Annotated in this window: 12 protein-coding genes and 1 tRNA gene; 9 read left to right on the top strand and 4 right to left on the bottom strand. The window is 62.6% G+C overall.

Features of this window, described 5'->3' with window-relative positions; translation table 11 throughout:
- The first annotated feature begins 832 nt into the window (after positions 1-832).
- From MSIL_RS22290 to MSIL_RS22135, 7 genes are all read left to right on the top strand, one after another.
- Positions 833-1348: a DUF2946 family protein gene (locus MSIL_RS22290; protein ID WP_083772158.1), complete on the top strand. Its 516-nt coding sequence runs from the start codon at positions 833-835 to the stop codon at positions 1346-1348.
- Between the two features lie 62 nt (positions 1349-1410).
- On the top strand, positions 1411-2388 hold the full coding sequence (locus MSIL_RS02385; RefSeq protein WP_012589512.1) for a hypothetical protein: 978 nt from the start codon (positions 1411-1413) through the stop codon (positions 2386-2388).
- 10 nt (positions 2389-2398) lie between these two features.
- Positions 2399-2779: a copper homeostasis periplasmic binding protein CopC gene (copC, locus tag MSIL_RS02380; protein ID WP_012589511.1), complete on the top strand. Its 381-nt coding sequence runs from the start codon at positions 2399-2401 to the stop codon at positions 2777-2779.
- Positions 2780-2807: 28 nt separating this feature from the next.
- Entirely contained in the window at positions 2808-3749 is a 942-nt protein-coding gene (locus MSIL_RS02375; protein WP_012589510.1) for a CopD family protein, read from the top strand.
- A 141-nt stretch (positions 3750-3890) separates the two neighbouring features.
- The gene (locus MSIL_RS02370) at positions 3891-4256 is read left to right on the top strand and encodes a hypothetical protein (RefSeq protein WP_012589509.1); all 366 of its coding nucleotides are present in this window, start codon (positions 3891-3893) and stop codon (positions 4254-4256) included.
- A gap of 134 nt (positions 4257-4390) precedes the next feature.
- Complete coding sequence (locus tag MSIL_RS02365; protein ID WP_085985889.1) at positions 4391-6622, top strand: TonB-dependent receptor; 2232 nt, start codon at positions 4391-4393, stop codon at positions 6620-6622.
- 196 nt (positions 6623-6818) lie between these two features.
- Positions 6819-6941 (top strand): hypothetical protein, encoded by a 123-nt coding sequence (locus MSIL_RS22135; protein ID WP_012589507.1) that lies wholly within the window; start codon positions 6819-6821, stop codon positions 6939-6941.
- A 525-nt stretch (positions 6942-7466) separates the two neighbouring features.
- Here the strand turns inward: MSIL_RS22135 and MSIL_RS22285 are convergent.
- The 3 genes from MSIL_RS22285 to MSIL_RS02350 form a co-directional block, all read right to left on the bottom strand.
- The gene (locus MSIL_RS22285; RefSeq protein WP_049768080.1) at positions 7467-7874 is read right to left on the bottom strand and encodes a phage integrase central domain-containing protein; all 408 of its coding nucleotides are present in this window, start codon (positions 7872-7874) and stop codon (positions 7467-7469) included.
- Between the two features lie 30 nt (positions 7875-7904).
- Complete coding sequence (locus tag MSIL_RS19975) at positions 7905-8228, bottom strand: Arm DNA-binding domain-containing protein (protein WP_049768079.1); 324 nt, start codon at positions 8226-8228, stop codon at positions 7905-7907.
- 165 nt (positions 8229-8393) lie between these two features.
- A tRNA-Ser gene (locus MSIL_RS02350) sits at positions 8394-8483 on the bottom strand.
- 218 nt (positions 8484-8701) lie between these two features.
- Here MSIL_RS02350 and MSIL_RS02345 point away from each other — a divergent pair.
- A complete protein-coding gene (locus MSIL_RS02345; protein WP_012589506.1) occupies positions 8702-11011 on the top strand; it encodes a Tex family protein in 2310 nt (769 codons plus the stop codon).
- Between the two features lie 244 nt (positions 11012-11255).
- Entirely contained in the window at positions 11256-12779 is a 1524-nt protein-coding gene (locus MSIL_RS02340) for an aspartate ammonia-lyase (protein WP_012589505.1), read from the top strand.
- Positions 12780-13334: 555 nt separating this feature from the next.
- Here the strand turns inward: MSIL_RS02340 and MSIL_RS02335 are convergent.
- Positions 13335-14867, bottom strand: coding sequence for an endo-1,3-alpha-glucanase family glycosylhydrolase (locus tag MSIL_RS02335; RefSeq protein ID WP_041367508.1), 1533 nt, complete (start codon positions 14865-14867; stop codon positions 13335-13337).
- Positions 14868-15004 lie beyond the last annotated feature (137 nt).

The raw sequence follows: 15004 nt of genomic DNA, 5'->3' as shown, positions 1-15004 counted from the left end.
TTTGCCATGTATGGCGCAAGACGAACTGCTTTTCGCCGTTGCGCTACCGCGGCCGCAACGCCATCGGCGCTGCCGTTTCAAAGCCTTCAGGCGCAAGACGACGCGAGACCGCCGTAAACGTCCGCGCCGCCGTCTGCCCCGCCGCATTCTTGAGTTACTGGCCTCGACGCTGATGGTTGCCGTTGAGCAGGAGGCGTCTCCTACCCGGAACGCCCGTGGAGAAATGCTGAGCGCGCGCCCTTGAAGGTCGAAATGGACTGATCTGTGCGACTCGTAATTAATAGCCAACCCGATGGGGCGACCAAAGCAAGGAAGAACGCCAGACGGGTTCGGAAACTCCGCGAGCTTCAGGCGAATGCCGTTCAGGCCCTGATGAACGAAGCTTGCCGGACCCGCAGCCAGATCAAAATCCACCCGCAAAATGCGATTGGCCCCGATGAACACAGCGGCGAAAGATCGGCCCCGGTCGGCTTCGTTCCGTCAATATTATCGCATGCGGCACAAAAGCCGCGCGCCACGCGGCTTCGCGTTCAGCAATCTCTTTGGCCCGCGCTTCCTCGATGATGTGAGCGGTTTCAGTGATTGCCGCGTCCACCTTCTCTCTTCAGAAGATCGGCGCTGGAAATCGACGCGCCGACGACGTGAGGCTGAGAAAGCACGTTCAGAACTAAGGCGCGCTTTCGGCCGCGAGAAAATAGGGCGTGTTCGAAGAGGCGTACTAAGCGTGGAAGACCGGATTGCGGCGACGCAGTAAACGACCTTGCCGTGGCCCGCGCCGACCGACCCCGGGCGCTGTGGCGGAAAAGCGCCAGCCCGCGAATTTCCTGCGCCGATGGGTGGTCGGCTCATGTCGGATCAGCACGGCTCGATTGCGCGTCGCGAAATATTGGCATTAAGCTTGATCATAGCGATCCTTGAGGGAAGCACCGTGACCGCATCTCAGCGTGCGTGCGTCCGCCCCCGGCGCCACAGCGCCGGCGTTCTGGCGTTTGCGCTCGCGGCTTGGATCGCCGTGGTCTTCGCGCCGCTTCACCTCTGCTGCCTTGGCAGAGCCCCCTCCTTCGCTGCGCAGACTTCAGCCCTCGACGGCTATGCGCCCATCATCATGTGCTCTTCCCACAGCCATGACGGCGATCATGCGCCGGACGACGGGTCGGGCCATTCATCGCACACTGATTGCGCCTGCTGCGGCGTCTCGGACGCCCTCGCGACCGCGCCCGACGCAATGTTCGCGCCCGCGCGGTCCCCGGTCTTGGCCGACGAGTCCGCCCCCGCCGTCTCCTTTGGATTTTTTTCGCGCCGACGCACCCTCGCCGGTCGGCCGCGGGCTCCGCCTTCCTCCGTCTGAAAGCTCCGCTGCGGCCGCGCCCAAGGCGCACCGCCCATCCATTTCAGATCGAGGAAAACTCCATGTCTCTTAAAGCTTTCGCAGCCCCTTGCGGGCTTGCGGCGACGCTCGCTTGCGGCCTTCTTTCGTCAGCCTCCGCCCATGTCATCGTCGGCAACCGCTTCTTTCCCGCGACGCTGCTCATAGACGATCCCGGCGTCAACGATGAGCTTTCGCTTCCGACCTTCGCCTACCTGACCGGTCCCGACGGCTCGCAGTCCTATTCATTCGCGGTCGAATGGGACAAGCGCATCACGCCAAACCTCGGCATTTCGGTCAGTGACGGCTTCATCCACCAGAATAATCCCCGCGCCAACGGCTGGGACAATCTCGAGACCGAAATCAAATATGTGCTGTTTGAGAACCCGGAGCATGAGTTCATCTTCGCCACGGGCGTCGGCTTCGAATGGGGCGGCACCGGCAACGCCAGCGTCGGCGCTGACCAGTTCACGAGCTGGGGGCCGCAGATCTATTTCGGCAAGGGCATGGGCGACCTTCCCGATAATCTCAGCCTGTTGAAGCCCTTTGCGGTCACCGGCCAGCTCGGGGCCTCCTTCTCGACCCACCCGATCGACGTCGCTGTGAGCCACGACTCCGACACGGGGGCCAATGTCGCCACCCTCGACTACGATCCGACGTTCTTCAACTGGGGCTTCACGCTTCAGTACAATCTGCCTTACATGAACGCCAATGTCAGCGCGATCAGCAATGAGTTCCTGAGGCGCCTGATACCGCTTGTCGAGGTGGCTTTCTCGACGCCGGTCGCCAATCTTGGGCCGGTCGACGCCGGCAACAGCCATACGACGACCGGGCTCGTCAATCCAGGCGTGATCTATGTCGGCGACGGCTTCCAGCTCGGCGTCGAGGCCCAGCTGCCGATCAATTCTCAAAGCGGCAAGCACGTCGGCGCCATCGCCCAGCTTCATCTTTATCTCGACGATCTCTTCGCCAACAGCTTCGTTGGCAAGCCCATCTTTCCCGGTCCGAATGCAGCCTTTTAGGATACGAGCCATGACAACCATCCGAAATTTTCTTTTCGTCGCGCTGGCGCTCGCGACCGCCTTCTGCTCCACGGGCCTTCCCGCCAGCGCTCACGCAATGCTCGAATCGGCGACGCCGGCTGTGGGCGCCACGGTGACGACGGCGCCGACAGAGATTCGTCTGACTTTCAGCGAGGGGGTGGAGGCAAAATTCTCCGGCGTGCAGGTGACGACCGCGGCTGGAGCTGCGGTCAAGAGCGGCAAGCCCGCGCTCGATCCCGCCGATAAGAAAACGCTGGTCATCCCGATCAGCGACGCGCTGGCGCCAGGAATCTACAAGGTAAAATGGCATGTGGTGTCGGTCGACACCCACAAAACTCAGGGCGCCTTTTCCTTCACGGTCGGGCGATGAGATGTAAGCGCCGCGCCGAAGGGCGGTGATGATGACAATCTTCGATGGTCTCGTCGTCGCCCGCTTCGTTCATTTCAGCGCGGTTTTCGCGCTGTTCGGCGCATCGCTGTTCTGGCTTTACGCCTTTCCGCGCCTTGAGGCCGGCGACCGCGCGCGGCCGTCGAGCCTTGCCACAACGCGCCTTCTCCTGCGCTGTTGCGCGGTCGCGGCGTCGCTGTCGGGGCTCGCCTGGCTGACAGGCTCGCTCGCCGACATGACGAGTGCGGACGGCGCGCTGGATCTGTCGGGCCTCGAAAATCCCGCGAACTGGCGCTCCTTCTTCCTTGAGACCGATTTCGGCCCGCCATGGATCGCGCGCCTCGCGCTGCTTGGGGCGGCCCTCGCGGCCGTCTGGCCATGGCGCGGGGCGGGGTCGCTCCGAGCCATGGCCGTGATCGGAGCGCTACTGCTCATCTCCCAGGCCTTCCTTGGACATGCGGCGCAGGGCGGCGCCACCGTCTATGGCTTGGCCATGGTCGCGGCCTATGTTCTGCATCTTTGCGCCGCCGCAGCCTGGGCTGGGGGCCTCGCGCCACTCCTGTTCGTGATGCTGGAGCGCGACCGGGAAGGGGAAGCTGCGGGCGTTGCGCTCACCGCGCTCTTGCGCTTTTCCGTCGTCGCGAGCATCGCCGCGCCGCTGGCGGTCGCCACCGGCGCTGTAAACGCCTGGTTCCGCATCAGGCTTTGGCGCGCAGACCTTGCCGGCTCTCCTTATTTCGAGATCCTTCTCGCTAAAGCGACGCTCGTCGTGGTCATGCTTATCCTCGCCGCTATCAACCGTTTCGTGCTGACGCCGCGGCTCCGCGCAAACGGGGTCGAGGCGCGCCGCGCGAAACGCGTCCTGTCGTGGACCATTGCTGCTGAACTGGCGGCCGGCCTTCTCGTTCTCGTCGCCGCCGCCAATCTCGGCCTGACTCCACCGCCGGGCTGAGCAGGGGCGACAAGCCGCCGGTCCGTGGCGCCTCGGCCACGTCACACTGAAATCGGCGCCCCGCGCCGCCAGCGCGCGCCGCCAGCCCTTTCTTCCGCGCTCACGCCCATGTTACCGCTTGCCATGGATGAGAGGCTCTCCATGACGCGACCGGCGAGATGGTTCAGAAACGTGGCGATGGCGGCCGCCTGCGCGGCGGCTTATGCGCTCGTTCTGCAAATCATGCTGACGAGCGCGCTTGCCGCCAGCCTTCCCGTCGACCGGAGCGTTGGCGGCTCACTGCCCTTGTGCGGGAAATTCTCCGGCGACAAGGGCGCGCCGGCAAAAGGGCACTGTCCGTTATGCTGCTGCCGCGCTGACGCGCCGCCGCCGCCGCTCCCGCCGGCGACGCCGGTCATTGATCGCTTCGCGATTGAACTGCATTTTGAGACGGCGCTGCGCGTGGGCGCAGCATGCAGCGCGCAACGCTCACCAGGCCAGCCGCGCGGCCCCCCGGGGCTCGCCTAGCGCCGCCGCCGCGTCGCGGCGAACCCGAACCTCCCTCAACTTTCTCCTGATTCGGCTTGTACGGGCCTGAACGCGAGGCCGCGACTTCAATGAGTCGCGCCTGTCCGCGTTCGCCCGCGCCGATGGAATTCGCCATGACCCCCCTTCACGCCGCATCCTTCCGCGACGCGCTGCGCGCGACGACCTCGCTTGCCCATCCCCTGCTTCCGCTGATCTGCCTCGGGCCGCTCTGCGCGGCGCCGGCGCTCGGCCAGACCGCGCCGAGTCTTCCTACCGTCATCGTCGAGCCGGCCGCGCCCGGCGATGGCGGCGCGACTTCCGCATTGGCCGGTCTCATGCCGGCCAGCGCCTCCTTGATTTCCGGCGCGTCCGCAAGGAGCTCCGAGCTCTGGACCAGCGACTCGGGCGCGCTGATCTGGGATACGCCCGGCGGCTCGGCCTGGGGCGCCGGCGGCGTATCGAGCCTGCCGGCCATCAACGGCATGGGCGCCGATCGCGTGCAAACGACGGTCAACGGGATGATTTTCGCCCCCGCCTGCCCGAACCAGATGAACCCGCCCCTTTCTTTTGTGAATCCCGCCATGATCGCCAGCGCGCAGGTCTACACCGCCGCGGCTCCCGTCAGCGTCGGAGGAGACTTCACCGGCGGCAAGATTGTGACAAAAACTGCGCCGCCGATTTTCGTGTCGGGCCCGGATATCATCACGAGCGGAAATGTGTCCGGCTTCATCCGCTCGAACGGCCTCGCCTATGGCTCCAGCATCGACACGACGATCTCGAATTACGACACGAGCCTTGCCTTCGCCGGCGGGTTCGCGCGCTCCGGCGACTATACAGCCGGCGACGGGACCAAGATCAAGTCGACGCTCTATGAGACGATGAATTACGCGCTCAGCCTTTCAAAGAAGGTGCAGGACGGTTTCTTCACGCTGCAGATAGGCGGCCAGGCGATCCCCTATCAGGGCTTCGTCAACCAGTACATGGACATGGTCGACAACCACAGCGTCTACCTCAACGGTCACTACGAGGGCGCGTTCAGCTGGGGCGGCCTCGACGCCACGGCCTATGGCAATTACATCCGCCACACCATGGGCTTTCTGCCGCCGGACAAGACCGGAGACATGCCGATGGACACTAGGAGCATTGACGCGGGCTATTCGGTCAAGGGAACCGTCGTCATCGACGCGCAGGATCTTCTGCGCGTCGGCAACGAGCTCGCCTACAATAATCTCGATGACTGGTGGCCGCCGGTCAGCGGCTCTATGATGATGGGGCCGGATACATTCATCAACATCAACAATGGGCAGCGTACGCGAATCGGCTCCTTCGCGGAATGGGAGCGCCGCTGGAACGGCGCGTGGACGACCGTTCTTGGCGCGCGCAACGACGTGGTGGCGATGAATACGGGCGACGTTCAGGGCTACGATGCGATGATGTATGGCGCCGATGCGGCCGCCTTCAACGCCCAGAACCACGCCCGCACCGACGTGAATTTCGACGGTTCCGCGCTGGTCCGCTTCGACCCAGATCCCGGCAGCCGTTACGAGCTCGGCTTCGCCCACAGGGCGCGTTCGCCCAATCTCTACGAACGCTACGCTTGGTCCACGAACGTGATGGCGATGCAGATGATCGGCTGGTTCGGCGACGGCAACGGCTATGTCGGCGACATCAACCTCAAGCCGGAGGAGGCCAACACCGTGAGCCTCACGGCGACATGGCGCGATCCCGACAAGGCCGCGTGGGAGCTCAGGGCGACGCCTTACTACAGCTATGTCGCGAATTATATCGACGCCGACCGCTGCGCCCTTGCCGGCTGCCTCGCCAATCTGGCGACCAATCTGACGACGACGGATAATTTCGTCTATCTCCAGTTCGCCAACCACAACGCCTGGCTCTATGGCGTCAATCTGGATGGCAAGCTCAACCTCTGGGATACCCCGGAATTCGGCCAGGGCCGCGTTCGCGCCAACTTCAATTATGTGCGCGGCCAGCGCACTGACGGGATCGATCTCTATCACATCATGCCGGTCAATGTGACGCTGGCGCTCGATCAGGCCTATGGCGGATGGACATCGAGCATAGAGGTTCAGATCGTCGGTTCGAAGACGCTGGTGAGCCAGGTCCGCAACGAGCTCGAAACCTCGAATTACGCGTTGCTCAACCTGCGCCTCGGCTATCAGTGGGATGCGGTGAAAGTCGATTTCGGAATCGAGAACGTGCTCAATGCCAACTACTTCCTACCGCTCGGCGGCGCCAATCTCGTCAACTACCAGACCACCTCGATGATGGGGACGGCGACGGCATGGGGCTTCCCCGTCGCGGGCCTCGGGCGGTCCTTCAACGGGCGCATTTCCGTGCGGTTCTGAGCGACTCCTCCCGACGCGGCGTGCAACCGCTCGATGATTTTCGGTTGCCCGCCTCGGACGTAGAACCGCTCTGCGGTCTGGAAACGTCGTCCCGTGTCGCGTCTTGTTGGCCAGCGCGGGGATCCAGCCGACGGTTGGGGAAATGGTACGCTTTCCTGGCCCTGAAGGCCGCTCCTCACTCGGTTAGGTTAGGAGCATGGCCGACGCCGGTGCGACGCTCGCGACGACGGCGATGATCGTCTTCAAATGGATGCTCGAAGCCAAAACACCATCATTCAAGGCGTTGGCGCCAGCGAATAAAGCGCTGGGGCATTTCTGAGGGCTGCTTCCATGTGCCTCCGGGAGCGATGGCCCTTCAATCTCGGCCTGCACAAGTCGCTTTGAAGAAATCTTAGGAGCGCTCGCGTCATATTACGGCCTGGATTGCGCTTCGCGCGGAACCGACGCAGGGCAAACTCTCATGAGCAGCCTCAGGCGCGCCAACATCTGCCGCCTGCGATTCTCAAGAGCTACAATCGCGCTCTCGCCCATGCGGAGCTCGACGCCGGCGGCGCGGAGCGTATGAATTTTTTGCAGGATCGATTTTTCGCTGACGCCGAAGCGCTCACTGAGCGCGCTCGCGGGAACGCCCTGGTTCCAAGCTTTGACGAGCCGCGCCTCGCCCGCCCTGGATGAGTTCGAAGCGCGACTGCGGCTACGACGCCCCCAGCAACTCTTTGTCGGGCTTTCACCAGGAACAGCTTATCAAGAGGACGACCACCATTCTCCGCGGCGAGGAAGAATTGCCGTTCGAGGCTCCGCAAGCAGGCCCCAATCTGGTCTTTGAAATCGGCGTCGCTGCGGCTCAGGATTTTAAGGCCATTTGGCGTTCAAGACCTCGCCGCTCCGCGCGGCCGTCAAAATCGCCAGTTTGAGGGCGCGGGCGCTCAGGCCTTCGGCCTAGCGTAATCTCTTCAGAAAAGGCGGGCACGTCTTTATAAGGCATCGCGGCATGATGGCCGCGGGAAAGCTTCTCAGGCTTCGGCAAAAGCATTTCCAAATGACCGCCCCATCGCGCGGGATTGGGCGCGCGATCGTCGATATGACCTGCGACGCGGGCCGAATCGACCGCGGCCTCGATGCGCCCGCGCAACCGGCTCGCCGTTTCGGGCTTTGTGCGCCAGATTGGTTGCAAAACACGCAAAACGTCCTGCGTCGACACGTCGGCGACGGCGATCGGCCGCAAAGAAGCGGCATAGACCTTCAAGGTCATACACCATTGCGCTTTGTGCTTTTCGTTGCGCTAGCCCGACTCTTTCGAGGCGAGCAGAGCGTCGGGGCATTCGCCGAAAGTCACGCGGGCGGCATTGGCGCGGCGTTCTGCGGCGCGGGCGTTGAGCGGATCGATCCCTTTGGCGAGCATCTCTCTCATGCCGCCGGCGAGTTCGCGGGCTTGGGCAAGGCCGACCATATGCCGGGAGCCGAGCCCCGCTTCGCGCTCACGGCCGCCGCGAACCCACATAAAAGTCCAGCGGGCCACGCCCAAGGCGTCGACGCGCAAATAAAGCTTGCCGCCATCCGCGTGGCGACCGGGCTTTGCCACGGTCGCGCAAAAGCGTGCCGTCAATCGATGGAGCTACGCCACTCAGGCCTCAATTTCCGTCCTAATTCTATCCTAGTCCCGGACGGTGCTTGAGGCAAATAATGAGAGACATGAACAAACGCAGTATTCGTCAACTAGTTGATTTTTTATGTCGTTTTTGACGTTGACAAACACTTGCAAACATGCCGGTGGCGGAGGGAGCGGGATTCGAACCCGCGATACGGTTTCCCGTATACACACTTTCCAGGCGTGCGCCTTCAACCGCTCGGCCACCCCTCCGCATTTTCGCTAAAATGATTGGACGAACGTCCAGACCCAAGCTGCTTTCGACCCTTCTCGGGATCGCAGCGCCGCCGGGGGCGCGAATCCGGCGCACTATAGTGGTCCGCGCGGCGAGCGCAACCCGCCCTTCGCGCCGCCGCTTTGGCTCCGATCGATTGGATTTGAGCCTGCCCTGCCCTAAGCTGCGCGCCCGAATCGAGAGAGGCCAAATACGCATGTCATCCGCCAACGACCGCATTCTGAGCGCCATCGCCACCGAAATTTCCGCCCGGCCGGAACAGGCGAAGGTCGCGGTCGATCTCATCGATTCCGGCGCAACGGTTCCCTTCATCGCGCGCTATCGCAAGGAGGCGACCGGCGGCCTCGACGACAACCAGCTTCGCCTGCTCGAAGAACGCCTTGTCTATCTGCGCGAGCTTGAGGCGCGTCGCGCCTCCATCCTCGACCAGATCAAAACGCAGGGAAAATTGACCGAGGCGCTGGAGCAAAAAATCGCCGCAGCCGCGACCAAGGCGGAACTTGAGGATATTTATCTCCCCTTCCGTCCCAAACGCCGCACCCGCGCGGAAATCGCCAGGGAGCGCGGCCTTGGGCCCCTGGCCGAGCGCATTCTTGTCGATCGCGCCTGCGTCCCCACCCAACTCGCGCAAGGCTTTCTCTCTGCGGACGTCCCCGACATTAAAAGCGCGCTCGATGGAGCCCGCGATATTCTGGCCGAAACTTTTAGCGAAAACGCCGATCTCGTTGGCGAGCTTCGCGCCTATATGCAGCGCCGCGCGGTGCTGCGCGCCCGCGTGATCGAGGGCAAGGAAGAGGCCGGCGCCAAATTTTCGGATTATTTCGCCCATAGCGAGCGCTGGGCGACGACGGCCGGCCATCGCGCCCTCGCCATGCTGCGCGGGCGCAACGAGGAATTTTTGTCCCTCGACATCGAGGTCGACGCCGATATTGAGGCCCCGATCAGGCCGGTCGAGGAGATCATCGCCCGCCATTACGCCATCGACGCCAAGGCCGGCGCGGCGGATTCCTGGCTGATGGAGGTCGCGCGCTTTGCTTGGCGCGCCAAACTTTCGCTGCATCTGTCGCTGGATCTTATGAGCGAGCTGCGCGAACGGGCCGAGGCCGAGGCGATCGACGTTTTCGCTCGCAATCTCAAGGATCTGCTGCTGGCGGCCCCGGCCGGTCCGCGCGCCACCATGGGGCTCGACCCCGGCATTCGCACCGGCGTCAAAGTCGCGGTGATCGACGCCACCGGGAAACTGCTCGACACATCGACGGTCTATCCGTTCCAGCCGCGCAATGATGTGCGGGGCGCAGAGGCGGAACTCGCCCGGCTCATCCGCAAACATGGCGTCGAACTGATCGCCATCGGCAATGGCACGGCCAGTCGCGAGACCGAGCGTCTCGCCGCCGAAATCATCAAGCAGCTGCCGGCGCCGCAGCCCACCAAAGTCGTCGTCAGCGAGGCCGGCGCCTCGGTCTATTCGGCCTCCGCGCGGGCCGCCGCGGAAATGCCGGACCTCGACGTTTCGCTGCGCGGCGCGGTCTCGATCGCACGGCGTCTGCAGGACCCGCTCGCCGAACTCGTCAAGATCGAACCAAAGGCGATCGGCGTCGGTCAATATCAACATGACGTCAATCAGTCGCGCCTCGCCCGCGCCCTCGACGCCGTCGTCGAGGACGCCGTCAACGCCGTCGGCGTCGATCTCAACATGGCCTCGGCGCCGTTGCTGTCGCGCGTCTCGGGGCTCAGCGCTTCGCTTGCCGAGGCGATCGTCGGCCATCGCGATCAACACGGAGCCTTCAAGACGCGCCGAGCGCTCCTCGAAGTGCCGCGTTTGGGACCCCGCGCCTTTGAGCTCAGCGCCGGATTTTTGCGCATCCCGAACGGCGACGAGCCGCTCGACGCGTCATCCGTTCATCCCGAGGCCTATGGCGTCGCGCGCAAAATCGTCGCGGCCTGCGGGCGCGATCTGCGCGCGCTGATGGGCGACGGCGCGGCGCTGAAAGCGTTGAATCCGGCCCGTTTCATCGACGAGCGCTTTGGCCTGCCGACGGTGCGCGACATTCTCCTCGAATTGGAAAAGCCCGGTCGCGATCCGCGTCCCGAATTCAAGACGGCGGTCTTCGCGGAAGGGATCGATGAGATCGCCGCGCTGAAGCCCGGCATGGTCCTCGAAGGCACGGTGACCAATGTCGCCAATTTCGGCGCCTTCGTCGACATCGGCGTGCATCAGGATGGGCTTGTCCATGTGTCCCAATTAGCCGACCGCTTCGTCAAGGACCCGGCCGAAGTCGTCAAGGCGGGCGCCGTCGTCAAGGTCCGCGTGCTGGAAGTCGATCTGAAACGGAAGCGGATCGCTTTGTCGATGCGCAAGGAGGATCTTGCTAAAGGGTCTGGCGCCGCCCCGCCGCCGCCGAGCGACGCGTTTCGGCCGCAGGACCGACGTCCGAAAGCTGTGGATCGAGGCGCGTCAGAGGGCGCGCTCGGCGCCGCTCTCGCCGAAGCGCTTCGCCGTAAATAAGCGCCGAAAATCGGGCGCAGCGAAGTTATGTTGCATCGCAATATTTCAACGTAATGCGCGTTTCAGCGCGGTTTTCGCTCCTTTTCGGCCAGAATGTGACGAAAAGCGCATTCAACTCACGCCGCAACTCCATATTTAGAGTCAAATCTTCATCGATTTGAAATGGAAGCCGTCCGAGCATCTGTAATCAATCTTAAAGTCGAGCGCGCGCCGTTTTGCGCTGCACATCAACTGGATTAACGCCATGATGGAGTTTGCTGTCGACGCCCGAAATGACGACCTGCTGGAGCCGCCGCCAGCTTTAACCCTCGCCGAAACCCACACCTACAGTCTGTCCGCGTCAAAAACCCGGCGCGAGCACGACCTCCTTGGCGAAGCCGAGATCCCAAATGAGGTCTATTGGGGCGTTCACACGCTGCGGGCGATCCATAATTTTCCGATCACCGGCGTGCCGATCGGGCATTTCCCCGAGCTTGTTCGCGCCCTAGCCCTGGTCAAGCGCGCCGCGGCGCGCGCCAATCGCCGGCTCGGCCATCTCGAGCCGGAGCGCGCCGAGGCCATCGACCGCGCCTGCGAGCTGATCGCGAGCGATCCGCGCTTTGCCGCCCATTTCGTGGTCGACGCGGTTCAGGGCGGCGCCGGCACATCGACGAACATGAACGCCAATGAGGTCATCGCAAATGTCGCGCTGGAATTTTTAGGCCGTCCGCGCGGCGATTATTCCGCGTTGCATCCGATCGATGACGTCAATATGGCCCAATCGACCAACGACGCCTATCCGACGGCGCTGCGGCTTGCGGTGATCTTCGCCTCGCGCTCCCTCGCTCATGCGCTGGAGGAGCTTGCGTTTTCTTTCAAGGCCAAGGCGGTCGAGTTTAGCGACGTTCTCAAGATTGGCCGCACGCAATTGCAGGATGCGGTGCCGATGACGCTCGGCCAGGAGTTCGACGCCTTCAGCGTGACCATCAAGGAAGACGTCGATCGGCTGCGCGAAGCGTCCGATCTTTTCCGCGAGGTCAATCTCGGCGCGACCGCGATCGGCACTGGACTCAACGCCGATCCGCGTTACGCCTCGCTCGCCGTCGCCGAGCTTGCCCGTCTGTCGAACGAGCGCCTGGCGCTCGCCGCCAATCTGATCGAGGCGACCTCGGATATGGGCGCCTTCGTTCTGTTCTCGGGCGTTTTGAAGCGCGTCGCCGTAAAGCTCTCAAAAATCTGCAATGATCTGCGGCTGTTGTCGTCTGGCCCGCGCGCCGGATTTGGCGAGATCCGCCTCCCCGCGGCGCAAGCTGGCTCCTCGATCATGCCGGGAAAAGTCAATCCGGTGATCCCGGAGGTGGTGAGTCAGGTCGCCTATTTGGTGATTGGATATGATTTGACCGTGACCCTTTGCGCTGAAGGCGGCCAGCTCCAGCTCAACGCCTTTGAGCCGACGATCGGCTATTCGATCCTGACGTCGCTGCGCATGCTGACCAACGCGATCGATACTTTGAACCAGCGCTGCGTCATTGGCATCGAAGCCGACCGCAAGCGTTGCCTCGAACTCGTCGAGAACAGCATCGGCCTCGTTACCGCGCTCGGCCCCATGCTCGGCTATGAGACCTGCTCACATATCGCGCGCCGCGCGCTTCAGGAGGGCCGCCGCGTGGCCGACATCGTGCTTGAGGAAGGGCTGATGACGCCGACGCAGCTCGCCGATCTGCTCGGCATCGAAAACATGACGCGTCCCTCACGCATGGCCTCGCCGGTCTTTGAACCGAAGCGTTAAGTCGAGGCATCCCGCCGAGCGCAGCGCGAGCGACACGCCAAAAACGCGGTGGCGGCGCGGGCGCCACAGCAGCGGACGGAACATGCGGTTTTCAACCCGGACGTAATGTGCTCCCGCACCCCCGTCAGTCACTGTCCTTTTTCGAGATGTTCCGCGCCAAGCGTGCGGGGCACGCAAGACACGCCGGGCCCCTCCCACGCCATCGTCAGCAACGTGGCGGCAAGCGACGCGGCGGCAAGCGGCGAGGCGAGCGACAGCGCCTATCGTTCACTGCGTGGGTCGCCTGCAAGATGTCGCCAAGGCCTCGTCGGCATGGTGATGCGGCTCGCTTCCTGCTACGATCGGGCGCCTTGGCGCCGCGTCTTTATGGTCGCTCGGCTATTTGATGCTGTCGGTCTATGTCACGTTTGCCCGCGTCTACTCTGCCAGCAGCCGAAAAAACGAGCGGCGGATCATCTTTGCGATGACCCGCCACTTCAGCGACTCAGACATAGGGGTGCGAGCTGTTCAACCGGGACGCACAGAACTTCCGGCCGGCAGATACAGGTTCTAACTCTACTTCGCCGGCGTTGGGATCGCCCCCGAGATTACGGTCGCATTTAACGACGGAAGCGGAATGCTGGATTTCAGCCAGCAAGACCTGCCGCGCGTCGACCAGGACTTGCACGAACTGTCCGCTTTGCAGCTCTGTTCGCAAAGGTTCGGGTCTTCCGACGCGATCGTTGTTGTCCTCAAATCGCCGCCATAGTAATCGACCCCAGCGCTCCACGCAAACGTGCTTCCGCTGTAATAAACGGGGTCCGGAATGCCTGCGGGAAAACAGGACGAGCATATCGTCAAGCCTGGGACCGTCTGGGACGGGATTTGGCCTGACCCATAGGTCGGGAAGCCGGTTGTCGTAAGCGTGGCCGCCCCGCCGCGGATGATAGAAAACACCGGCGTGCCGTTTACCAAGGGTATTGTGAAGACATTCAGTCCTGCTTTTCCAGCCTGCGTCTGGCTCACGCCTTTAATGTTGATCGAAAGGGTGGCGTCGGCTTTTAGAAAAGCCACCATTTCAATATTATCATAGGCAGGAAGGTTCCACGACGGGATCGTCGGACGCGCTTTCAAACCCGGTATCGTCGCGTTATGCGCGGCGAGGTAAGTCTGCCGACGATAGAAGTACATGATGGCGTCGTTCGTAATTTGAGGCGCCGCGCCTTTCCTCCACCAGGTCGTGTAATAGCCCGTAAGGTCGTAATATCCGGTCGAAGGGGCGCCGAATTGATTGGACGAAGGCTCGACGGCCGTGCTTTCGCCGAAATCGTTCCACGTAAAGATCATGATGTTGCCGAGCGAGGCTCCGAGCGCGATCTGTGATTCCCAGGCGCCGCGATATGCCGCGCTGTTTTGCGCCTCGTAAACAGTACCGCCTCCGCTCTGATATCCCTGCGGGCTCATGCCGCCAAAAAGCTTGACAGGCCCTGTCCAGTTAATGGGGGTTCCGCCGCCATAGGTTTTGCCGCCGGACGCGCCGCCAACGTTCCGCAAAGCGAGGGCGGCCATCGTCCGATCGGCGCTTACACCCTGGATGCCATTGATCGATACCGTCGGCAAGCTTGCATAGGGAGAAAAGACACACCCGTTAACCTGGCCGTTGCAGCCGAGGCTGCCAAAAGTGGGGGCCCAAGAAATTGGCGTACCGTTGGCCTTCATCGTCGCGAACGCTGCTGAATATTGAGAGGCGGGAAAGCACTCCGTGCAAAAAGGAGAAAGCTCAGGATAGTTGTTGGCGTCGGGCCAACGGTAGAGATTGGGATGATTGTAGATTGTTGTCCCGCCGATTTTTGCCTTCCAAAGATTTGGAAGATCTGACGGCTTGATGCCAGCAGACATGTCAGGCATGGGCAGAACTTTGAATCGTCGATCGACGGCCGCAGCCGCGTTGAGCATGTTAATCAAGGTGCCCGGGTAGCCGCTCATTCCTCCGCCACCCGGATTGCCGGGGCAATTGGCGCCTGATTCCGACCAGTCGCAGAGCGAAAAGAGATTGACGGCGACCCCATTTATGCCCCGTGCAATCATGCGCACGATCTCAGCCTTCAAGTTATCGATAATATAGGTCGACTTTGATCCGCCCGTTATCTGGGGCCCAGGGCATACTCTTTGGTTTCCGCCTGAGCCAGGCGTATTCCCCGGGATAATATAATACATACAAGTGCTGTTCGGCCAATAATCATCCT

It is taken from the genome of Methylocella silvestris BL2 (assembly GCF_000021745.1).
GTDB classification, from domain to species: Bacteria; Pseudomonadota; Alphaproteobacteria; order Rhizobiales; family Beijerinckiaceae; genus Methylocapsa; species Methylocapsa silvestris.
This window is presented reverse-complemented; position numbering and strand designations above follow the sequence as displayed.